At 45.0% G+C, this 22,557-nt stretch carries 19 protein-coding genes; 9 read left to right on the top strand and 10 right to left on the bottom strand.

What is annotated here, in order from left to right; all coding sequences use genetic code 11:
- The first annotated feature begins 45 nt into the window (after nucleotides 1–45).
- The 3 genes from ilvD to katG all read left to right on the top strand — a co-directional run bounded on the left by ilvD (nucleotide 46) and on the right by katG (nucleotide 5,616).
- Nucleotides 46–1,896, top strand: coding sequence for a dihydroxy-acid dehydratase (gene ilvD, locus Q0230_RS09240; RefSeq protein ID WP_298609681.1), 1,851 nt, complete (start codon nucleotides 46–48; stop codon nucleotides 1,894–1,896).
- A gap of 319 nt (nucleotides 1,897–2,215) precedes the next feature.
- The gene (gene rsgA, locus Q0230_RS09235; protein WP_298609680.1) at nucleotides 2,216–3,256 is read left to right on the top strand and encodes a ribosome small subunit-dependent GTPase A; all 1,041 of its coding nucleotides are present in this window, start codon (nucleotides 2,216–2,218) and stop codon (nucleotides 3,254–3,256) included.
- Between the two features lie 161 nt (nucleotides 3,257–3,417).
- The gene (gene katG, locus Q0230_RS09230) at nucleotides 3,418–5,616 is read left to right on the top strand and encodes a catalase/peroxidase HPI (protein ID WP_298609679.1); all 2,199 of its coding nucleotides are present in this window, start codon (nucleotides 3,418–3,420) and stop codon (nucleotides 5,614–5,616) included.
- A 52-nt stretch (nucleotides 5,617–5,668) separates the two neighbouring features.
- Here katG and Q0230_RS09225 read toward each other — a convergent pair whose 3' ends face one another.
- The 4 genes from Q0230_RS09225 to Q0230_RS09210 form a co-directional block, all read right to left on the bottom strand.
- Nucleotides 5,669–6,988 (bottom strand): DEAD/DEAH box helicase, encoded by a 1,320-nt coding sequence (locus Q0230_RS09225; protein ID WP_298609678.1) that lies wholly within the window; start codon nucleotides 6,986–6,988, stop codon nucleotides 5,669–5,671.
- Nucleotides 6,989–7,600: 612 nt separating this feature from the next.
- Nucleotides 7,601–9,076 carry a hypothetical protein gene (locus Q0230_RS09220; RefSeq protein WP_298609677.1) on the bottom strand — a complete coding sequence of 492 codons (1,476 nt, stop codon included), beginning with the start codon at nucleotides 9,074–9,076 and terminating at the stop codon, nucleotides 7,601–7,603.
- 308 nt (nucleotides 9,077–9,384) lie between these two features.
- Nucleotides 9,385–10,878, bottom strand: a complete 1,494-nt coding sequence (locus Q0230_RS09215) for an aldehyde dehydrogenase (protein WP_298609675.1) — start codon at nucleotides 10,876–10,878, stop codon at nucleotides 9,385–9,387.
- Nucleotides 10,879–10,893: 15 nt separating this feature from the next.
- Nucleotides 10,894–11,613: a GntR family transcriptional regulator gene (locus tag Q0230_RS09210; RefSeq protein ID WP_298609674.1), complete on the bottom strand. Its 720-nt coding sequence runs from the start codon at nucleotides 11,611–11,613 to the stop codon at nucleotides 10,894–10,896.
- Between the two features lie 191 nt (nucleotides 11,614–11,804).
- Here Q0230_RS09210 and Q0230_RS09205 point away from each other — a divergent pair, with 191 nt between their 5' ends.
- Genes Q0230_RS09205 through Q0230_RS09190 form a run of 4 tightly spaced genes read left to right on the top strand, consistent with a single transcriptional unit; the run spans nucleotide 11,805 to nucleotide 15,520 of the window.
- Nucleotides 11,805–13,148: a glutamine synthetase family protein gene (locus tag Q0230_RS09205; RefSeq protein WP_298609673.1), complete on the top strand. Its 1,344-nt coding sequence runs from the start codon at nucleotides 11,805–11,807 to the stop codon at nucleotides 13,146–13,148.
- 9 nt (nucleotides 13,149–13,157) lie between these two features.
- On the top strand, nucleotides 13,158–13,778 hold the full coding sequence (locus Q0230_RS09200; protein WP_298609671.1) for a LysE family transporter: 621 nt from the start codon (nucleotides 13,158–13,160) through the stop codon (nucleotides 13,776–13,778).
- Nucleotides 13,779–13,806: 28 nt separating this feature from the next.
- Nucleotides 13,807–14,799, top strand: a complete 993-nt coding sequence (speB, locus tag Q0230_RS09195) for an agmatinase (protein WP_298609668.1) — start codon at nucleotides 13,807–13,809, stop codon at nucleotides 14,797–14,799.
- Between the two features lie 7 nt (nucleotides 14,800–14,806).
- The gene (locus Q0230_RS09190) at nucleotides 14,807–15,520 is read left to right on the top strand and encodes a gamma-glutamyl-gamma-aminobutyrate hydrolase family protein (RefSeq protein WP_298609666.1); all 714 of its coding nucleotides are present in this window, start codon (nucleotides 14,807–14,809) and stop codon (nucleotides 15,518–15,520) included.
- Nucleotides 15,521–15,532: 12 nt separating this feature from the next.
- Here Q0230_RS09190 and Q0230_RS09185 read toward each other — a convergent pair whose 3' ends face one another.
- The 6 genes from Q0230_RS09185 to hslV all read right to left on the bottom strand — a co-directional run bounded on the left by Q0230_RS09185 (nucleotide 15,533) and on the right by hslV (nucleotide 20,152).
- Entirely contained in the window at nucleotides 15,533–17,092 is a 1,560-nt protein-coding gene (locus tag Q0230_RS09185) for a hypothetical protein (RefSeq protein WP_298609664.1), read from the bottom strand.
- A 123-nt stretch (nucleotides 17,093–17,215) separates the two neighbouring features.
- A complete protein-coding gene (gene yidD / locus Q0230_RS09180; protein WP_298609661.1) occupies nucleotides 17,216–17,461 on the bottom strand; it encodes a membrane protein insertion efficiency factor YidD in 246 nt (81 codons plus the stop codon).
- A complete protein-coding gene (hisI, locus tag Q0230_RS09175) occupies nucleotides 17,458–17,865 on the bottom strand; it encodes a phosphoribosyl-AMP cyclohydrolase (protein WP_298609658.1) in 408 nt (135 codons plus the stop codon). The genes yidD and hisI overlap by 4 nt, the downstream gene beginning before the upstream one ends.
- Entirely contained in the window at nucleotides 17,865–18,230 is a 366-nt protein-coding gene (locus Q0230_RS09170) for a DUF971 domain-containing protein (RefSeq protein WP_298609655.1), read from the bottom strand. Before Q0230_RS09170 ends, hisI begins: the two co-directional genes overlap by 1 nt.
- Before the next feature lie 10 nt (nucleotides 18,231–18,240).
- A complete protein-coding gene (hslU, locus tag Q0230_RS09165; protein WP_298609653.1) occupies nucleotides 18,241–19,614 on the bottom strand; it encodes an ATP-dependent protease ATPase subunit HslU in 1,374 nt (457 codons plus the stop codon).
- A gap of 4 nt (nucleotides 19,615–19,618) precedes the next feature.
- A complete protein-coding gene (hslV, locus tag Q0230_RS09160) occupies nucleotides 19,619–20,152 on the bottom strand; it encodes an ATP-dependent protease subunit HslV (RefSeq protein WP_078923294.1) in 534 nt (177 codons plus the stop codon).
- Between the two features lie 246 nt (nucleotides 20,153–20,398).
- On the opposite strand from hslV, the gene Q0230_RS09155 reads away from it, so the two are divergent.
- Nucleotides 20,399–21,652, top strand: a complete 1,254-nt coding sequence (locus Q0230_RS09155) for an integrase arm-type DNA-binding domain-containing protein (protein ID WP_298609649.1) — start codon at nucleotides 20,399–20,401, stop codon at nucleotides 21,650–21,652.
- A gap of 134 nt (nucleotides 21,653–21,786) precedes the next feature.
- Entirely contained in the window at nucleotides 21,787–22,410 is a 624-nt protein-coding gene (locus tag Q0230_RS09150; protein WP_298609647.1) for a glutathione S-transferase family protein, read from the top strand.
- Nucleotides 22,411–22,557 lie beyond the last annotated feature (147 nt).

Raw genomic sequence — 22,557 nt, 5'->3', positions numbered from 1 at the left:
GTTAGAATGCCGCTTTAATCAAAGTTTTTGCTCAGGAGATCTCTCATGCCCGTTTATCGTTCTCGCACCTCCACCGCAGGTCGCAATATGGCTGGCGCACGCGCGTTGTGGCGTGCCACTGGCATGAAAGATGATGATTTTCAGAAACCGATTATCGCAATTGCCAATTCCTTCACTCAATTTGTGCCGGGGCATGTGCATCTGAAGGATTTAGGTCAGATGGTGGCGCGTGAGATTGAAGCGCATGGTGGGGTCGCCAAAGAATTTAATACCATTGCGATTGATGACGGGATTGCGATGGGGCATAGCGGCATGTTGTATTCGCTACCTTCGCGCGAAATTATTGCCGATGCAGTCGAGTATATGGTGAATGCGCATTGTGCCGACGCGATTGTTTGTATTTCCAACTGCGACAAAATCACGCCTGGGATGCTGAATGCTGCAATGCGTTTGAATATACCCGTAGTATTCGTCTCCGGCGGGCCTATGGAGTCTGGCAAAGCGTTGATCAATGGTAAAACCGCAAAATTGGATTTGATCGATGCGATGATTTCCGCTGCGAATCCCAATGAAACTGACGAAAATGTCACTAAAATGGAGCGTTCGGCTTGCCCCACTTGTGGCTCTTGCTCGGGGATGTTCACCGCTAACTCGATGAACTGTTTAACCGAAGCTTTGGGTTTAAGCTTGCCTGGCAATGGCTCACTGCTGGCGACTCATGCGGATCGCAAAGAGCTATTCTTAGAAGCGGGGCGTTTAGCCGTGCAATTAGCCAAACGCTATTACGAGCAAGATGATGAGTCGGTCTTGCCGCGCTCAATTGCTAATAAAGCCGCATTTGAGAATGCGATGTGCTTGGATATTGCCATGGGTGGCTCGACCAATACCGTGTTGCATTTGCTCGCAGCCGCGCAAGAAGGTGAAGTCGATTTCACCGTGTCTGACATTGATCGCTTGAGCCGTAAAGTACCGAACTTGAGTAAAGTCGCACCTGCTACCCAGCTCTATCACATGGAAGACGTGCATCGTGCGGGTGGCGTAATGGGCATTTTGGGTGAATTAGATCGTGCTGGTTTAATCAATCGTGATTGCAAAACCGTGCATAGCGCGACCATGGAAGCGGCCTTAAATCAATGGGATATTATGCGCAGTAAAGATGCTGCTGTGCACACTTTCTATGGCGCTGCACCCGGCAATGTACCCACGCAAGAAGCCTTCAGCCAAAATAAACGTTGGGAAGAACTCGACACCAATCGCGAAGGCGGCTGTATTCGCGATAAAGCTCACGCTTACTCACAAGACGGTGGCTTAGCGGTGCTATTCGGCAATATTGCGCTAGATGGTTGCGTGGTAAAAACGGCGGGCGTTGACGAAAGTATCCTTAAATTCTCTGGCCCTGCACGCATTTTTGAATCCCAAGATGCGGCAGTAAGTGGGATTTTGGGCGATAAAATCAAAGCGGGCGATGTGGTAATCATTCGCTACGAAGGTCCACGCGGCGGCCCCGGTATGCAAGAAATGCTCTACCCCACGTCTTATTTAAAATCCAAAGGCTTAGGTAAAGTCTGCGCTTTGATTACGGACGGACGTTTTTCCGGTGGTACATCTGGCTTATCCATCGGCCACGTTTCCCCCGAAGCGGCTGAAGGCGGTGCGATTGGCTTAATCGAAGAAGGTGACACCATCGACATCGACATCCCGAACCGCAGCATCAATGTACGCGTGAGCAATGAGGTCTTAGCGCAACGTCGTAGCGCGATGGATGCAAAAGGTTCTGCGGGCTGGAAACCCGTCAATCGTGAACGTAAAGTTAGTGCTGCCTTGAAAGCATATGCAGCGATGACGACTTCAGCTTCACGCGGTGCGGTGCGCGATGTGAGTCAGTTGGAGAGGTAAGGTATTTCTAGGTGTGTTTAGTACAGCTACTAAACACACCACCTCTAAATTTGCGTTCCTGTCTCAGTAGGTTTTGTAAAAACCATCCAGAGCCACTAAGATACAAGTAGGATTTAATCTATTTTAATTGGAGGTATACGATGATTGTCACAACTTTAATTCATATTCACGCAGCATTTGCTTTGACTGTCTAGGAAGCGTTGAGTTAAGTCTTGTTTTAAATCTCCTTAAGCTCTCCTGTTTAGCTAGTTATTAGCTTTCCTTGCCAGTTCTGGCTTTGCAAATGCCTATTCTTTAATCTTTAAATCATGGCATTGTGATGCAAAATACATCTTTATTAAATTTAGGTTGGCGTCCGTTTTTCCAACAGCAGCTAAGTCTGTCTGACTTAGAAACTTATACGCCTGCGCGGGTCATTGCTCAGCATCGCTCTGAATATGGGCTGATGAGTGAGCAAGGTGAAATCCATTTGTCGATTCTGCATTCCATGCCCGCATTGACGGTTGGCGATTGGTTATTATTAGATAATCAGCAGCATTTTGTGCGTGAATTAGAGCGCTTTTCGCTATTTAGTCGCAAAGCAGCTGGGCATAAAAACGAGCTGCAATTAATTGCGGCAAATGTTGATACGGTCTTTATGGTCAGTTCTCTGAATGAAAATTTTAATCTCAATCGCTTAGAGCGCTACTTAGCATTAGCTCATGAAGCACAAGTAGAGCCTGTCGTAGTGCTGACCAAAGCGGATTTGTGTGCTAATCCTGAAGATTATGTGCAGCAAGTCCAGAAACTCGATCGTTTATTGGTGGTTGAAGCAGTGAATGGCTTAGATAACAGCACAGCCGAGCGTTTACAAGCATGGTGTGGCGCAGGGCAGACTATTGCTTTATTAGGTTCATCCGGTGTGGGTAAGTCTACTTTAGTGAATACCTTATTAGGGCAAGCACAGCAACTTACCCAAGCCACCAGTGAGCTGAAACATAAAGGGCGACATACCACAACATCTCGCTCGTTGCATGCGATGCCAAGGGGCGCTTTGTTGTTGGATACGCCAGGTATGCGTGAACTGCAATTGAGTGCTTGTGAGGACGGAGTCGAAGCTACTTTTGCAGAGATTAGTGAGCTTGCCCAAAGCTGCCGCTTCGCTGATTGCCAGCATGTAAATGAACCGAATTGTGCCGTCCAAGCTGCGCTTAAGTCAGGCGATTTAGACCTACGCCGCTTACAAAGCTATCGTAAATTACAACGTGAGCAAGCACATAACTCAGCCACTTTAGCCGAAAAACATGCGTTCTTTCAGAAACAGGGACGTTTGCATAAAGCGATTCAAGAGGAGCAGCGGAAGTATAAGAAGGGGTATTAACTGAGTCAGTCGAAAAGTGTCTGAGCCATTCAGACACTTTTCTTGTACATATTGACCTTTAAAATCTATCGTTTTGTATTATTTAATCTGTTTGATAGATTTTTGCTGCGTAACTACACTCCTTATTAAGCTAAGGATAAACACGCAGAGGAGCAGCAAGCATGTCAGACCAAAGTAAATGTCCATTCTCTGGACACGCTAATATCCCCGCCGGTGGGCAGAACAAAGCCACCTCAAACCGTGATTGGTGGCCTAATCAATTGAAACTTAGCATCCTACATCAACATTCCCAGAAATCGAATCCGATGGATGCAGATTTCGATTATGCCGAGGCGTTTAAATCCCTCGATTTGGATGCTGTCAAACAAGACCTCTATGCGCTTATGACCGATTCACAAGACTGGTGGCCTGCCGATTATGGGCATTATGGGCCTTTCTTTATTCGGATGGCGTGGCATAGCGCAGGCACTTATCGTATAGGGGATGGGCGTGGCGGAGCAGGTACTGGAACACAACGTTTCGCCCCGCTCAACAGTTGGCCGGATAATGTCAACTTGGATAAGGCGCGTCGTTTGTTATGGCCAATTAAACAAAAATACGGCACTAAAATCTCATGGGCAGATTTAATGATTCTGGCAGGTAATTGTGCGCTGGAATCAATGGGTTTCAAAACCTTTGGTTTTGCAGGTGGTCGTGCTGATATTTGGGAACCCGAAGAAGATATTTATTGGGGTACAGAAACCGAATGGCTGGGTGATAAGCGTTATGAAGGGGATCGTGAATTAGAAAACCCCTTGGCAGCGGTACAAATGGGCTTAATTTACGTCAATCCCGAAGGGCCGAATGCCCATCCTGATCCTGTGACATCTGGCAAAGACATTCGCGAAACCTTTGCCCGCATGGCGATGGATGATTATGAAACTGTCGCACTCACTGCTGGAGGTCATACTTTTGGCAAATGTCATGGTGCTGCCAGTGCAGATCATGTAGGTAAAGAACCCGAAGCGGCTGGCATAGAAGAACAGGGTTTAGGCTGGAAAAACAGTTTTGGCAGTGGCAAAGGCGTGCATACCATTGGTAGTGGGATTGAAGGGGCATGGACGAATACCCCCATTCAGTGGGATAACAGTTATTTTGATACCCTTTTCGGTTACGAATGGGAATTGGTGAAAAGCCCAGCAGGGGCGTGGCAGTGGTTAGCCAAGGATGTCCCTGACGATAAATTAGTGCCTGATGCGCATGATCCAAATAAGAAGCATCGTCCGATGATGACCACAGCGGATTTAGCCCTGCGTTTTGACGCGATTTATGAACCGATTTCCCGTCATTTTCATGCCCATCCTGAAGAGTTTGCCGATGCTTTTGCGCGGGCATGGTTCAAACTCACCCATCGTGATATGGGGCCGCGTGCGCGTTATTTAGGCAAAGAAGTTCCGCAAGAAGAACTCATTTGGCAAGATCCGATTCCTGCTCTTAACCACGCCTTAGTGGATGCTCAGGATATTGCTGCACTGAAAGGTAAATTATTAGCCTCAGGCTTGTCGATACCTGAATTAGTGACCACTGCTTGGGCTTCTGCCTTTACCTATCGTGGTTCAGATAGGCGCGGCGGTGCTAATGGTGCAAGGATTCGCCTTGCCCCACAAAAAGACTGGGTCGTAAATCAGCCTGAACAGTTAGCAAAAGTCTTAACTATTTTGGAAGGCATACAACAAGACTTCAACCAAGCGCAAAGCAATGGCAAGCAGATTTCACTGGCTGATTTAATTGTATTAGGCGGTTGTGCAGCGCTAGAAAAAGCTGCACAGCAAGCAGGCCATGCGATTACAGTACCCTTTGCCGCAGGGCGTATGGATGCATCACAAGCGCAAACCGATGTGGATTCCTTTGCCGTATTAGAACCTGTGGCAGACGGTTTCCGTAACTATTTGAAAGGCGAGTTTGCGGTCACGGCGGAGGAGTTATTACTGGATAAGGCGCAATTACTCACCCTAACTGCACCCGAAATGACGGTATTAGTGGGCGGAATGCGTGTGCTGAATGCTAACTTTGCCCAAACACAGCACGGTGTATTCACAAAGCGCCCTGAGACCTTAAGCAATGATTTCTTTGTCAATTTGCTCGATATGAATACCGAGTGGAAGGCGACACAGGATAACAATGTGTTTGAAGGACGTGATCGCCATACAGGTGACGTGAAATGGACAGGTAGCCGTATTGATCTAGTATTCGGTTCTAATTCCCAACTACGCGCTATTGCTGAGGTTTATGGCAGTGCTGATGCAGAAGGGAAGTTTGTGAAAGACTTCGTTGCCGCATGGACGAAGGTGATGAATTTGGATCGCTTTGATTTGGCTTAGTGTCTTGCTAAAGTAAGGATACTGCTTATTGAAGCAGTATCCTCTTAAGAATTTACGCGGTTTTTCGCCGACGTTGATTAGCGCGTGAACGATTACCCGGCTCTGCGGCTTTAATATTTTTCGCTGCTTTCGGTTTAATCGCTAATGATTTGGGCGCGAAGCTTTTGCCTTTAGTAGTTTTGTCGTTCGTAACCGCTTTGGGTACTGGTTTCTGTTTAGGCGCTGTGTGTGGCACATTATGCTCAGGCTCGAAACCATCCACTTGTTGGCGTTGGAATTTGCGCTTAATCAGTTTTTCAATATCAATCAACTGCTTAGCTTCATCCGCACAGACCAAAGAAATCGCTTGGCCTTTAGCGCCTGCACGGCCAGTACGGCCAATCCGATGTACATAATCTTCTGCCACTTGCGGGAGATCAAAGTTCACCACTTGTGGCAATTGGTCAATGTCAATCCCGCGTGCAGCAATATCGGTTGCTACTAAAATCTGTACTTTGCCTTGTTTAAAACCCGCTAAAGCTTCAGTACGTTGATTCTGGCTTTTATTCCCATGAATCACCGCAGCAACGACACCAATACTAGTTAATTGGCGGACTAAACGATCGGCACCATGCTTGGTTTTGCTGAAGACTAACGCCTGTTCCCATTGCTGTTCTTTAATTAAATGCGCGAGCAAAGCAGTCTTTTGGGCTTTGTCGACTTCGTAAATAATTTGTTCGACTGCGGTAGCGGTCGAGTTTTTCGGGCTAACATTAATTTCAACCGGACTCTTTAATAAGCCCTTCGCAAGACTACGAATTTCTTCAGAAAAAGTAGCCGAAAATAATAAATTCTGCCGTTGTTTAGGTAAGAGTGCGAGAATCTTGCGAATGTCGGTGATAAAGCCCATATCTAACATACGATCTGCTTCATCTAAGACTAAAATTTCTAAGTCATTAAATTGAATCGCATTTTGTTCATACAAATCTAGCAAACGCCCCGGAGTGGCTACCAAAATATCTGCACCACGGCGTAAGCGCATCATTTGCGGATTGATTTTAACCCCACCAAAAACGACCGCTGAATGCAGACGCAAATGCTGCCCGTAAGTTTGCACACTATCATGTACTTGGGCAGCTAATTCGCGCGTTGGGGTAAGCACTAAAGCACGCACACGATTGCTACGCACCGGCTTGCCTAAATTCAATCGGTGTAACAGGGGTAAAGTAAACCCCGCCGTTTTGCCAGTGCCCGTTTGTGCCGCAGCCATTAAATCGCTGCCTTTTAAAATCGCTGGAATCGCCTGGGCTTGAATGGGTGAAGCTTGGGTATAGCCTTTTTCTTGCACAGCACGGACTAAGGCCGCATCTAGGCCTAGATCAGTAAAACTCATAATTTTCCCTTCAATAACTTAGGAATTGCGCATTTGCTTAAGTCAAATAACTCAAGCTGGAGAGCGGCATACAGTAATTGGCACTCAAGGGAGGGGCTGATCTAGATGCATAAAGCAGGACGGGATCAAACAACTAAGGATGTCGCGGTATTGTTAAGCTTGTTTAGCTAAACAGAGGGCAGCGACTGTAACATGCTGTGCTGCAATAAGCATCTTATTTTAAGTACTTGGCTAAAGAAAAAGGCTGCCAAACCCGGTAAGTCTAAGCAGCCAAGCAGCATTATGTATGCTTAAGATATAGAGCGTAACAATGAAAGCTTTCGAGTTAGAGATTAACAAGCCATTCTGCTAACTTGTAGTAACAAAAATTTGTTACACATTAGTTTAGTGTTGATTGATGGAAGGCTCTAACTGCTTAGCCTTGGTTAATTAGTGACTAAGCAGTTAGGGCATACCCAATTATTATGTACTGAGGTAAAGTCGCGAGGGATATAGATAAAGCAATGTAATGCTTATAAAGCATAACAATTAAGCAGTTGTTAGTTGAAGTAACAGAAAATTGTTACTTTCTGTATAAGCTATAAACTAGCTAGGAAAGAGTAAAGTGGTAAGTTAATCACTGGGGTATTGTGGTAGGTGTGTCCAAATTTTATTAATAATAGTTTGTGCCTTGTTACTAAAATTACGGGTCAAGGTTATTTGTTTATGATCAAAGTCTGGATGCTCTAGTAGTAAGTTTTTATACTCTTTTATGCTTTTCTCTTTTAAATTATTTACCCCGTAAAAAGATGACCTTAGTATCGGTTTCCACAAGTGTTGAAACTTGATCTGACGAGCTTCTTTTATTGCCTCAGGATAGTTCCCATTTTTGTAATAGAAAATGCTTAATGGGACATGGTACCAGTCGGGATAGAATGAGCTGATTTCAATACAGTCTTTTACATGCTGTGCTCCTAGCTCCCATTTATCCAAAGACATATATAGAAGACCTGCTAAAATGTTTAGATGGGTATCTAGTGAGTTAAGTGTTTGAGCCTTTTCTACAGCTTGAAGAGCAGCATCGGTTTCATTTTCCAGCATATAAAGGAAAGCTGTAAATAAATAAGTATAAGCATTGTAAGGCGCATTTTTTTGTAATTGATCAACTGAGAAGGCTAATTTTTTTTCTAAATTAGAAGTGAAATTGTATTTTAAAAGATACTCAATACGACAATGATCTGCATTCATAATAAGTGCATTTATGTCGTTAGGAAAGGATTTTAAACGCTCTTCACAGACCAATAAGGTAGTATAAAAGTTTTTTGCTGTAATACTCCAAGCATAGGGCCGTACCATAACTAAAGTTTGGTATTGGGGAGGAATAGGCTTATTTAAACTTAACCAATAGCGTGCCCAATAGTTGTGTGCGATACCACATTCGTAACTTAAAATTTCATGAGAGATTTTTTTGAAAATTTTATCTTTGAGTAGCAGAGATGGATATTCACTACCGAGTTCAAAGACTTTTTCCCAAACAACTTCCATAGTTAAGCGATGTACTAAGGTAGTTTTTAAGTTATAAGTAGCATCGTTTTTATACAAATTAAAAAAGAGGCCAAAGTCTGCCTGATATTTTTCAGCTAAATCATCTGGCCACTGTAAATTTTGAGCGGCATTTTCATCAATAAATAAAACTTGGAAGAAGCTAAACTTACTTAAGGCGCTCACATAATCACGACTTAAGCAGGCAATAAATTCCCAATGGTCTTTCTGAACCGTGCAGTCACGTGGAATACAAATTAAATTTGGCCCTAGTGAAAGACTGGAGTTCTGTGGTTCATAGGCAGTTGGGTAGTTTTTTAAATCGTTTGTGAATCTAGGTTGATAACCACCCCGAGGTAGACTAATGCGGATTGTATTGAAATAGCCTTCATTGGCATAATATTCGTCTAGTTGTTTGCGTAAGCGAGCTGCTTGAATACGTACTAAGGGGTTTTCTAAGTCATTGAAATCATTAGACTGCCTTAAAGCATGCACAGCAATATCTTTTTGATTAGGGACTTCACCCGCTAAATGACTCTCTACCACATAAGCTAGAAAGTTACGCAAAACACGCCTAGAGCGAAAACAACGACTCGTTAAAATGTTATTTAATTCGTTTCGTATTTCAAGCGCATCCATCAGCGTTGGTGATTCAAACAGTTTTAAATAAGGAGTTTTATTAAAAAAGAGCCATTCACGAGGTCAAGTGAATGGCTTAGATGTCAGTGCCTGAGGGTAGGAAGCACTACGAAACTGTTACTGTGCGTAGCGTAACAATCCAACCCTAATGATTTAAAGTAACACAAAATTGTTACTTTAAATATCATTCTAATGAGCTGCCTAAAGTTTAGGCTAATTGTTCGGTTTTTGAGTATTTATCTGAGCTTTAGCCAGGTGGTTTTAAGTTCGGTATATTTATCAAAAGCATGTAGTGACTTATCGCGGCCAATCCCTGATTGCTTATAACCACCAAAAGGCGTGGTAATGTCATCGGCATCATAGCAATTGGCATACACCACGCCCGCTTTCAGTGCGCGGGTCGCTTTATATAGGGTATTCACATTGTCGCTCCACACCCCTGCGGCTAAGCCATAAATGGATTCATTTGCGACCTGAATCGCTTCATCAACCCCATTGACTGTGATGACAGCTAGGACTGGGCCAAAGATTTCTTCTTGAGCAATCCGTGCTTGATTACTCACCTTATCAAACACGGTCGGCTCAATATAACAGCCGCCGGTTTCGAGACGTGCTTGCTTACCACCCACTAATAGCTCTGCTTCTTGCTTGCCGCTAGCGATATAGTCCATGACCCGTTCAGTATGGGTTTTATCCACCATCGCACCTAAACGGGTAGTAGGATCAAGTGGATCACCGGGCTGCATACTTTTAGCAAATTTAAGAATTTTATCCATGACCGCATCGCGAATTGGTGCATCTAAAATCAAGCGCGAACCTGCAGAACACATTTCACCTTGATTAAAGAAAATCCCAAAGGCTGCCGCTTCCGCAGCCGCATCTAAATCGCCACAGTCTGCTAAGATGATATGGCCTGACTTGCCGCCACATTCGAGGCCAACTTTCTTCATATTCGATTGCGCAGAGTACTGCAAAATGTATTTGCCCACTGCAGTCGAACCAGTGAAAAACACCCCATCAATGTCCCTATGCAAACCAATCGCTTGACCCGCATCTTGGCCTAAACCAGTCACTACATTCAGGACACCATCTGGAATGCCTGCCTCTGCGGCTAAAGCAGCAAGGCGTACTGCGGTTAGTGAAGATTGTTCGGCAGGTTTTAAAACAATCGAATTACCAGCAGCTAATGCGGGTGCAAGTTTCCAAGCCGCCATAATCAATGGAAAGTTCCAAGGTACGATCACACCACAAACCCCTAACGGTTCGCGGGTAATCGTGGCTAAAACATTGTGTGCGGTGGGGGCAACTTCGTCATACAGCTTATCGACTGCTTCAGCATACCAACGGAAACAGCGCGCAGTAGCAGGAATATCAATGCTCAAACTATCGCGAATCGGTTTGCCCATATCTAAGGTCTCAAGCAGGGCTAATTCATCCGCGTTTTTTTCAATCAAATCAGCTAAGCGTAATAAAACCGACTTGCGTTTACTGGGGTGTAAACGACTCCAACGCCCATCATTAAAGGCAGCGCGTGCAGCCGCGACGGCCTTGTCTACATCAACTTGATCGCAAGCGGCAACTTGAGTCAGATGACGACCATCGATAGGGCTAATGCAATCAAAGGTTTGTTCTGAAGCAGCACTCACATATTGACCATTAATAAAGGATTTACCTTGAATATTGAGTTGCTTGGCGCGTTCTGCCCAATTCGGACTGGCTGGTTTATTCATTAAAATACTCCTCACTTAAGCAGATAAAGCCTGCTCTTTAAAATGTTCATGGATGCCTTCGACGGCTTGGATGGAGGCAAGACCATCGCGAATATCCGCTTCAATCGCACGGCGTAAGGCAAAAGCGTTTTGTTGGCGTAAGGCTTGCAAGGCTTCTTTGTGCCGATCAATTCGGTAATGTTGCGTGAGTTTGCTTTTAGCAAACCGCACAAAAGGCCCAAGTTGTAGCCAAATACTTTCAATCAACGGGACAGCTACTTGGAAGGGATTACGCTGGTATAAATAGCGGTGAAATTCTTGATTAGCCAGACTACCTTCACCGGTATCGCTGTGTTGGTAAGCAAGATCAATGAGAGCATCTAAGCGCTCTAGTTCGGTAATATGCTCGGGGCGGCAATAGGGTAAAGCGCTTTCTGCGGCATGCGTTTCCAGCACAATGCGTAATTCGTACAACTCTTTAAAACGAGCGGCGGTCATTTGCGGCACCATCACCCGGCGATTATCCCGTACTTCCACCGCACCTTCGCAAGTTAAGCGATGTAAAGCTTCGCGCACTGGCATCGGGCTTACATGCATAAGCTCCGCTAAACCACGAATGGTTAAGGGTAAACCGGGTTCAATTTGCCCGCACATTAAAGCGCGGCGTAGCGAGTGATACACCCATAAATTCACCCCTTGAGCAGGTGTTTTTTCCAAGGGCGTTAAGGACAAAAGCGGGGTAGTTTTGGCGTTCATGATGTCCTGTGTTTAACAATTGAGGCGTTATTATATGATCACAATCTTGATGATTTCTAGACGGTAACCTAACGATTTTAGGTTAAAATCAGGGGTCAATAACTAAAACAAGCCTTGACCCTTAGAAAATTTGTGATCACAATTATATCGATAGTGAGCTTAGGCTCTCCTTGTGAAACGGACAATTAATCATGGATCAGCTAAACCAGCCTACACCAACAGCAGAGCTTGATATTTTCATTACTGACCTAAACGGTCATCAGCGCGGTAAACGAGTGCCGGTTGCTTCAGCAAGTAAATTTCTTCACGAGGGCTTCAAGATGCCTCGTTCGGTGATGGGGCTGGATTTTTGGGGTGAGGATGTTGAGGGTACTAGCTGCGCTTTTGAGGCCGGTTATAGTGACGGTTTATGCCAAATTGTTTCACCTAAGCTCATACCTGTGCCCTGGAAAGAGGGCGAACACTATCAAATGTTAGCGATGATGCGCCAATTAGATGGTGGTTATTTCGCGGCTGATCCACGGCAACTGTTGGAGGCAGTGTTAAAAAAGTATACGGCTCAAGGTCTAACTCCAGTAGTTGCGGTAGAGCTAGAGTTTTATTTATTTGATAAAGCTTCGGAGCAGTTAAGCCGCCCATTGCCCTCGACCTTACTACCGAAAACTAAATTCGCTCAACCTAATCCTTATGCACTGCGTAATTTAGATTGTTTCAGTCCGATTTTAGAGGCGATTCGCTCTGCCTGTCGGCTTCAGGAGGTTCCAGCAGATTCGATTATTTCTGAATTTGGTGAGGGGCAGTTTGAAGTTAATCTGAATCACGTCAATGATGCTCTCTTGGCAGCTGATCATGCGGTGCTATTTAAACGGATTGTGCGCAATATCGCTTATCAGCAGGGGCATCTGGCAAGTTTCATGGCTAAGCCGTATGGTGATGAAATGGGTAGCGGTATGCATGTGCATTTCAGTGTGCTGGATCGTGAAGGGCGGAATATTTTCTCCAACGGTACAAACACCGGTAGTGTTGCTTTACGCCATGCAGTCGGCGGAGTGCTCCAGTCTATGCAAGGTTCAATGCTGATCTTTGCACCGCATCTGAATTCTTGGCGCCGTTTACGCCCTAGCAATTGTGCTCCAGTCGCAGCGAATTGGGGCTATGAAAATCGTACCGTGTCAGTCCGGATTCCAGATAGCCCAGATGTAGCACGGCGGATTGAGCATCGCGTCTCCGGTGCAGATGCCAACCCTTATTTAGTGCTAGCCGCAATTTTAAGTGCTGCCTTATATGGCATCGACCAGAATATTGATCCGGGTGAACCCAGTACCGGCAATACTTATGTGAACCTGTCGGTGGAGCATGCCTTGCCAACCCAGTGGTATGAAGCCATTGATACCTTACGGAAGAGCACTTTAATGCGCGAGTTACTGGGAGATGTCTTTGTTGATTTGTTTACGGCCATTAAACAGCAAGAGTTAGATAAATTTGCCAGTCGCATTACAGATGCGGAGTATGAAACTTATTTAGGTATGGTATAAGGATAGTCTGTGTTCGATATTCAGAACTACATTAGTTTTATTGCAGCCATCCTGGTCTTTCAGTTGATTCCGGGGCCAGGGACTTTAGCCATCTTAAATGCAACGGCGCGCAATGGAGTTAAAGCTGGCTTGGGAGCTGTGCTGGGTACTTTATTAGGTGACTTCTTGTATATGGTGGCAGCCGTTGCGGGTTTGGCCACTATTATGCAGGCTAACCCGCTGCTTTTTAAGGGCTTACAGTGGTTTGGTGCTGCTTATTTAGCTTGGATGGGTATGCAACTACTACGCTCTTCGCTGCAAGCCAGTTCTGTTAAACCTGAACCGCAACAAAATTCATGGATTTATTTTCGTCAGGCTTTCGCTGTGAGCTTGACCAATCCCAAAGTCATTCTATTTTTTGTTGCTTTCTTTCCCTTATTTTTACGCCCTGAAGCCTCCTCAATCACCTTAGCGGTGATGATGCTCCATGTGACCTTCTTGAGTTTGGTTTATCAAGTAGGCTTAGTGCTGATTGGTAATCAACTCGCCCAGTATTTAAAGGCTTTGCCTTCTGCTCGGAAGTTAGCAACCCGACTAGCAGGCTTGGCTTTAATTGGCTTTGGGGTAAAACTTGCGTTAAATAATCGCTAACACTTTTCACAAAGATCGAGATCTAGGCATGCAGGATTCAATTCATCCGTCTGAGCCCGAATACGGTGATCAGGCGTTTCGACGTAAAGGTTTGTTGGGGCAAGCCCCTGAAATGACTTATGGTGGTGCTTTGAGTTTTTTACGGCGCAGTTATAGCCGGGATTTAACGGGTGCTGATGTGGTGGTTAGTGGGATTCCCTATGATTCAGCGGTGACTTATCGTTCAGGAGCGCGCTTAGGGCCACGCGCAATTCGTGCTGCTTCTGTGCAGCTAGCCGAGCTGAAAGCGTTTCCTTTTGGCTTTCATCCGTTTGAGCATTTAGCCGTTGTAGATTATGGCGATTGCTTTTTAGATCCGCATCATCCAGAAACGATTATTCCTAGCATTGAAGAACATATCAGCCAAATTTTGGCAGCTGATGCTAGTCCGCTTAGTTTTGGGGGCGATCACTTTGTGACTTATCCGATTTTGCGCGCCATCGCTAAACAGCATGGGCCAGTCGCCTTGCTGCATTTTGATGCACATTGTGATACTTGGGAGGATGATGGTTCGCGGTTTGATCATGGCAGTATGTTCTTACGGGCGAAGCGCGAAGGCTTAATTGATGTGGCACATTCTATGCAGGTGGGTATTCGTACCTACAACGATTCTGATCATGGGTTCCGCATCTTGACCGCGCCTTGGGTACATCGCGAAGGGATTAAACGCACGGTTGAGGAAATCTATGAGCGGGTTGGTAATCAGAAAGTTTATTTAAGCTTTGATATTGATTGCCTAGACCCTGTATTTGCCCCTGGTACTGGGACGCCTGTGGTTGGTGGTTTAAGTACCGCACAGGCTTTAGGAATTGTACGCTCTTTAGGGCAACTCAATTTAGTTGGGATGGATGTGGTTGAGGTCGCACCAGCTTACGATGTGGCTGAAGTGACTACTTTAGCGGCTGCCACCCTAGCGCATGATTATTTATGTTTGTTGGCAGAAAAAAAGGGCGCAGTACGCGCTCCAACAGGTTTATTGTGAGACAGTCATGTTAATTGGTATTTTAGAAACAGGTCGTCCACCTGAAGAATTACAAAGCGCTTATGGCTCTTATGCGGATATGTTCAAACGCTTATTGGGCGCAGCGGATAGTAGTCTTGAGTTTAAAGTTTATGCGGTTTTGGATAATCAATTGCCCGCAAATCCACAGGAGTGTGCAGCTTGGTTAGTGACTGGCTCACGGCATGGTGTGTATGAGAACTTGCCTTGGATGTTACAACTACAAGATTTCATTCGAGCGGTTTGGCAAGCCGAAGTGCCAATGATTGGTATTTGTTTTGGTCATCAAATTATTGCCACCGCTTTAGGGGGGCGCGTTGAAAAGTCTAGCAAAGGCTGGGGTGTCGGTTTACAAGAGTATACCGTGCAAAAGCCACAAGACTGGATGGGTGAGCAGCCGACGATGGTTTTTAATGCTATGCATCAAGATCAAGTAGTGGAATTACCAGCTAATGCAGAGGTTTTTGCGCGTTCGGAGTTTTGTGAATACGCAGGCTTAGTCTATGGTGGGCGGATTTTAACCTTCCAAGGTCACCCTGAGTTCACTACCGATTTTGAAGAGCGTCTCTTGAAATTACGGCGTGGCAGTGTGATTCCTAATCCCATTGCGGATCAAGCTTTAAGTGGCTTAGAACAAGGTGATTTAAAACCTGAAGCACAAAGTGGGCGATGGATGGCTAAGTTTCTAAAGCAGGTGAGCTAGTTGGAGCTGAGCTTAGAGGCTATTGAGTTTGTTGAGGAGCTGTTCGCGGGCGGTATTATCAGTGATTTTGCTTAGCCAAGCTTGTGCTTGATCTTTCTGTCCGACTACTAAGCAAGCAGCGGCTAGCAAGGTCATTGCTTCTGCTTGTGGTAAAGCTTCGGTTGGGGTGGTTTTCAAAACATCCTCAGCAATTTGCATAAAGCCTTGAGTCAATTCGGTTTGGGCAAAATGATGATAGTCTTTAATAATTTGTAAAATAATACTGAGCTTCTGTACTTGCCCTGAGCCGCTCATCTGATCATCAACGACAAACAATAAGCTGTTATCAGTTGCTTTTAAATCATCCAAGGTGGGTTTGAGAATAGCTTGTGCATTCGCTTCCTGTCCTTGAAGGTGGAGCATCAGGCTGAAGCTCGCACTCACTAAAGGCTGTTGAATAGCTGGGGCGCGGCTCATTAAATGATTAAAAGTTCGCAAAATGTCACCTTCATTACCATGATGATCTTGCTGTATTTCTGAGTTTGCTACATCCAATAAAAGTAAAGCAGCTGCATATTGATCAGTCAATTCGTTAACAAAGGCAATTGCAAGATCGGGTTTGTTTAGTTCCAGTAAACGGCGCAACTTTTGTCGATTATGTTTAAATTGCTCAGCATTAGTTTTAGTCAAGTAGGGATTGGGAGCGTCTGTTTCCAATAAGGTTTTCAGTTTATCAATATCCTCTTGAGTCACTATTTGATTATCTTTAGCTAAGCGAATTGATTCTCTGACCGGCGCTGAGGGTTTTTCGGATAGGCTTGTGGCTGAAGTAAGTGTACTGGCAACGACCTCCTCACTCTCAATAGTTGTTTTGTCTGCTGGTTTAGCCGTCTTTTGTAAAGCATTATCAATCAAGGCTTGCTGTTGAGCATCTTCTAAATTTTGGTTTTCTTTACGCTGAATGGTTGTGACAATCAAAATCCCTGCAAGCACCATCAAAGCTACAGCAGAGACACCAATCGCAATATCTAAAGGACGCTTTTTACTTTCTAAACTCAGCCGTAATCTCGCTTCACGTCGGAGTTGTTCCTCTTCACTGACACGTGCTCGCTCTAAGGCTTCGCGCATCAGTTTGTCTTGTTGGAATTTATAAATACGACTTTCTTGCGCGATAATATCCTCACGCTTTTGATTACGTTGATATTTTTCCGCAACTAAATTGCAATTTTGACAGGTATTCATGCCCGAACGATTGCGTGGCTGTTGATGATGACACGCAGGACAGACATGCATGTCATTCGAACTAGCGGCAGCAACATCAGGCTTCTCAACGCTTAATTGCAAAGTGGGGCGCAAAGAGGTTTCAACCATCATTTCGCGGAAGCGCTTTTGATAATATTCAGCTTCGTCTTTACTGATATTTTCGAGAATAGCAGTTTTGCTTTCGGGGAAAAGTAGCCCTTCTGAGAGTTTATATTCGATATAAGGATCGCCTTCTTTATCTAGCAATATCAGCAGATCACGAACCAGTCGGTCGACTGGCTCTACCGAGGCGTGATGCTGAATGACAAGATCGTAGTGGCTATCCGGCATGGAAACCTAAACCTTATTGTTATGATTCTTGAGTTTGCTAATATTGGCAATAATGCTGCTAAGTTAGCGGTTCGTCAGCTGGGTGTAAACTTTTTAGGAATGAGCGGACAAGTTGCTAAACCCTTAACTATCTGAGGATTTAGCATGTGGATTTTTCGGTTCGGGAACTAAATCAATGCCACCTTCATGCCAAGGATGACAGCGCGAAATCCGCTTCAAACCTAACCAACTACCCCGGAGTGCTCCATGCTTTTGGATGGCTTCATGGGTGTAATGTGAGCAGCTGGGGTAATAACGGCAATTACTCCCAAGCAGAGGACTAAGGAATAATTGATAACCGCGAATTACCCCTAGCAGAATGGGTTTCATGATGCGTAGAGGGTCTTAGGATCAATTAAAGGCTCACTATCTACTACTACTTGATCCCCTTCTACCTTATAGAAAAAGCAATGGCGGCGTCCGGTATGGCAAGCGGGGCCGGTTTGATCAACTAGTAATAAAATCGTGTCTAAATCGCAATCAAACCGCAGCTCTTTAAGTAATTGCATTTGCCCTGAAGACTCGCCTTTGCGCCAAAAGGCTTGGCGGGAACGTGACCAATAGCAGACGCGCCCTGTTTTTAGGGTCTCTTCAATGGAGGCATGATTCATCCATGCCATCATCAGCATTTCGCCCGTGTCATGTTGCTGGGCAATGGCTGGAATTAGACCTGCTTCATTGAATTTTAGCTGATCAAGTACCATCGTTAAGCTCTGCCTCTTTGCTTCTGCCATTAGATTATTTGCCCCGGTGCTTTACGTTGATAGCCGTGTGCAGCTAACCGCTGTAAATAGTCAGCCCAATGTTGTTGCTGGTTTTTGCCTAAATCATACAGCAGCTTCCAATCATATAAGCCGCTGTCATGATTATCATCAAACACCAGTTTAACTGCATAATACCCGACTGGCTCAATCGCAGTGATATTCACATCTTCCTTGCCGATTTGCAGTTTCTCTTGGCCGGGGCCATGTCCACGTACTTCAGCAGACGGTGAATAGACGCGCAGATATTCACAGCTTAAAGTATGTGTTTCACCGTCTGGCCATTCAATCACCAATTCGCGGGATTTTTGGTTGAGCGTTAAATTTGTCGGGGTCATGCCTTGCTCCTTAGAGGATATAACGGCTTAAATCTTCGTCTTTGACCAATTCGCCTAAGGTTGCATCCACATGCGCACCATCCACTACTTTTGCACCCTCACAATCAGGGGCTGCATAGAGCACATCTTCCAATAAACGTTCCATCACGGTGTGTAGGCGGCGAGCACCAATATTCTCAGTACGCTCATTCACTTCAAAGGCAATTTGTGCAATCCGCTGAATCGCGTCTTTAGTGAACTCAAGTTTTACGCCTTCCGTAGCTAACAAACCTTGATACTGCTCGGTTAAAGAAGCACTCGGCTCGGTTAAAATACGTTCAAAGTCATTGGCAGTTAAGGCTTCCATCTCGACCCGAATCGGCAAACGACCCTGCAATTCTGGAATCAAATCCGAAGGTTTAGACACATGGAAAGCACCGGAGGCAATAAACAAAATATGGTCGGTTTTGATCATGCCATATTTCGTATTGACGGTTGAGCCTTCTATAAGAGGTAGCAGGTCGCGCTGTACCCCTTCACGCGATACATCAGCGCCACTGACTTGACCACTCCGTGCAATCTTGTCAATCTCATCTAAAAACACAATCCCTGTTTGCTCGACTGAATTGAGCGCGCGTTGTTTGAGTTCTTCCTCATTTACCATTTTATGCGCTTCTTCTTCAGTCAGAAGTTTGAGTGCATCTTTAATTTTTAATTTGCGGCGGCGTTTTTTCTGGTTGCCCATGTTCTGGAACATGCTTTGCAGTTGGCTGGCCATTTCTTCCATGCCGGGTGGGGTCATAATTTCGACACCCAGATTCGCACCGCTTAATTCGACCTCAATTTCTTTATCATCTAATTCGCCCTCCCGCAGTTTTTTGCGAAATTTTTGGCGAGTTGCATTATTTTCTGGGGTTTCTTTTTTGGTGGCTTCTTCAGGATCGATTTCGAGCCAAGCATTGATTGAAGAGCTAGTCGATTCTTGCTTAGGGCGCGGTAATAAAATATCTAGAATCCGCTCTTCCGCAGCTTCTTGAGCGCGATAGCGAACTTTATCTACTTCTTGTTCGCGGAGCATTTTCACTGCCACATCCGCTAAATCACGAATGATGGAATCAACCTCTTTCCCCACATAACCAACTTCAGTGAATTTAGTCGCTTCAACTTTAATGAAAGGAGCATTTGCTAAGCGTGCTAAACGGCGGGCAATTTCGGTTTTACCTACACCCGTTGGACCAATCATCAGAATATTTTTGGGGGTGACCTCATGGCGCAAGGGGTCTTGCATTTGTTGGCGGCGCCAGCGATTGCGTAAGGCGATGGCCACTGAGCGTTTGGCTTTATCCTGCCCAATGACGTGCTTGTCCAGTTCTTGAACGATTTCGCGGGGTGTCATAGTGGACATGGACTTAAAGCTCCTCAATAGTCAGATTATGATTACTATAAATACAAATATCGCCAGCGATATGTAAACCTTTTTCGACAATTTCGCGGGCACTTAAATCAGTGTTTTCTAACAAAGCACGGGCTGCTGATTGGGCGAATGCACCGCCTGAGCCAATCGCGATCAAATCATTTTCTTGCTCAACCACATCACCATTACCCGTAATCAGTAAGGAGGCTGTGTTATCTGCAACGATTAAGAGGGCTTCTAAGCGACGTAACATCCGATCCGTCCGCCAATCTTTGGCTAATTCAACTGCTGCCCGCGTTAAATTGCCATTATGGGCTTGTAGTTTGGATTCAAAGCGTTCAAATAGGGTGAAAGCGTCTGCTGTACCACCCGCAAAACCAGCCAGCACTTTATCATTGTAAAGCCGTCGCACTTTGCGTGCATTGCCTTTCATAACGGTATTGCCTAGTGTGACCTGTCCATCCCCACCAATCACGACTTTACCGTGACGGCGCACACTTAATATGGTGGTTCCTCTATATTGCTCCAAAGCTGGCTCCGCAAATGTTCTAAGTATCAAGTTGGGTCTATATGGGCAGAAAAGCTAAATTCAATAGCCGGGATACCAATTACCTGAGTGTTTCATGGTGTTCCATGATGTGTCAAAAGCCCTTGTAAGCCGTTATTTGCAAGGGCTTTTGTGTCCCATCGTGTTCCAAGGTGTTCCACCGTATCCCACAAAATTGTGTAGGTTAGTGTGTAGGTTTTCAGAACTCAAAAAAGAGACCTACACAAAATGACTAAAAAACTAAAAGATTCAATCGTTAAGAATGCTAAACCGCAAGCCAATGGAAAACCGGCTGATTATGCCGATGGGGGAGGTCTACGCTTGCATGTGACTACCTCTGGCAAGTATTGGCATTACCGCTATCGTTGGGAGGGAAAGTCTAAAGAGCTTTCGTTAGGAACTTACCCTAGCATCAGCTTAAAAGAAGCACGGGAACGCCACGAAGAGGCTAGAGACTTATTAGCGCGTGGGATTAACCCTAGTAGCTACCGCAAACAAATGAAAGCAGAGCAAGCTGTCATGAATAAGCGCAGCTTTCAGGCTATTACCTTGGAATGGATGGCTAGAAGTTTAGAAATTTGGTCAGAAATTCATGCCAAGAACGTAAAGCGAGCGTTTGAGAAAGATATTTTTCCAACGATTGGCGCTATGCAGATCAATGAAGTTAAACCCGCCGATATTATCCGCTTGGTTCAACGGATAGAGGCGCGTGGAGCGGGGGACACGGCACGCAGGATCAAGCAATATATCAACCAAGTTTATAAGTATGCTGTGACTTTGGAGCTAACTGAACGCAATCCAGCGGCTGATATTGATAACAATATCATCTTAAAGCCACTGACTAGAAAACACTTTCCTACCCTCACTGATCCAATCCAGATTGGGCAGCTCTTGCGAGATATGGATGCTTACCAAGGAACTTTGGTAGTGCGCTGTGCTTTGCAATTATCTGCTTTAGTCATGCTTAGACCGGGAGAACTCAGAGCCGCAGAATGGTCAGAAATCGACTTAGATCAAGCGCTATGGACGATTCCTATCAAACGCATGAAAGCACCTCAGCATGTTAAAGAGGCTAATCAAAGCGTTCACCTTGTGCCTTTATCTCGGCAAGCGGTCGAGATATTCAGAAAATTACAGCCCTATACCGGGCGCTTTAAACACGTGTTTCCCAGTATCCGACGTGCCAATCAGCCATTAAGCGACAATGGTGTAAGGACAGCACTTAGAACAATGGGCTATGGGAATGAAATGATTACACCCCACGGATTTAGAGGAATGGCTTCTAGTTTGTTGAATCAATTAGGGTGGAATCCGGACGCCATAGAACGCCAGCTTGCCCATAAAGATACAAATCAGATTCGAGCCGCCTATAACCGAGCTGAGTATTTGGAGGAGCGCCGCGAGATGCTACAAGCATGGGCAGATTACTTGGATACTTTACGAACAGGCGGACAAGTATTGTCTTTTAGAAAGGCAAAGTAACTAACGGGATGCTAAACAAAAACCGGATAATGCTCTGGAGTTATTTAAGAAATAACTCATAACCTACTGACAACACTTGTCAGTAGCTAGGGTAGATAATAGCTACCTTATTTATCTATTTAGAGGTTTAAAGTATGCGTTTTTATTATCACCCTGTGTCGACTTGTAGCCGTCGCGTCCTAATGACAATAGAACATTTAGGCTTTAAGCCAGAGCTTGTACTTGTTGATTTATTTAAGGGTGAGCATACCACCCCTGAGTTTTTGCAGCTCAATCCGAATCATCGGATTCCTGTACTTGAGCACGAGGGGTTTGTACTTTGGGAGTCCTACGCCATCATGCAGTATTTAGCTGATCTAACACCTAATCAAACACTTTACCCGATCCATCTAAAGGCGCGTGCTGATGTTAATCGTTGGTTATTTTGGTGTGGTCAAGATTTTATGCCAGGCGTGAGTTTGCTCAATTGGGAAAACTCTATCAAAGGAATGATTGGGCTTGGCTCACCTGATTTAACCGAAGTAGCGAGAGGGGAGGCGTTATTGATTCCAGCCGCTAAAGTTCTAGATGATCACCTAGCTAACCAAGAATGGGTATGCAATAGCGGCCTCTCTTTAGCTGATTTTGCTATCTCCGCTCCGTTAGCTGACCAAAACCGTGCTAAATTTCCTACAAGTGATTTGCCGAATATCCAGCGCTGGCTTAGACAAGTTCAGTCATTAGATGCGTGGAAGCACACAGAACCAAGTAGTCATTAAGTTTTTATGCCATACACTTGCTAGTAGGGTAAGTGTATGAGCTGTGCTACTTTCTTGCTAGACAAGGAATGAGAAGCTTAAAAACATACAAAACCGCAAAGCGGAAAACCCCGATACATTCAGCCACGGGTACAAAGAGACTTATGA

Source organism: uncultured Thiothrix sp. (genome assembly GCF_937876535.1).
Lineage (GTDB): Bacteria > Pseudomonadota > Gammaproteobacteria > Thiotrichales > Thiotrichaceae > Thiolinea.
This window is presented reverse-complemented; position numbering and strand designations above follow the sequence as displayed.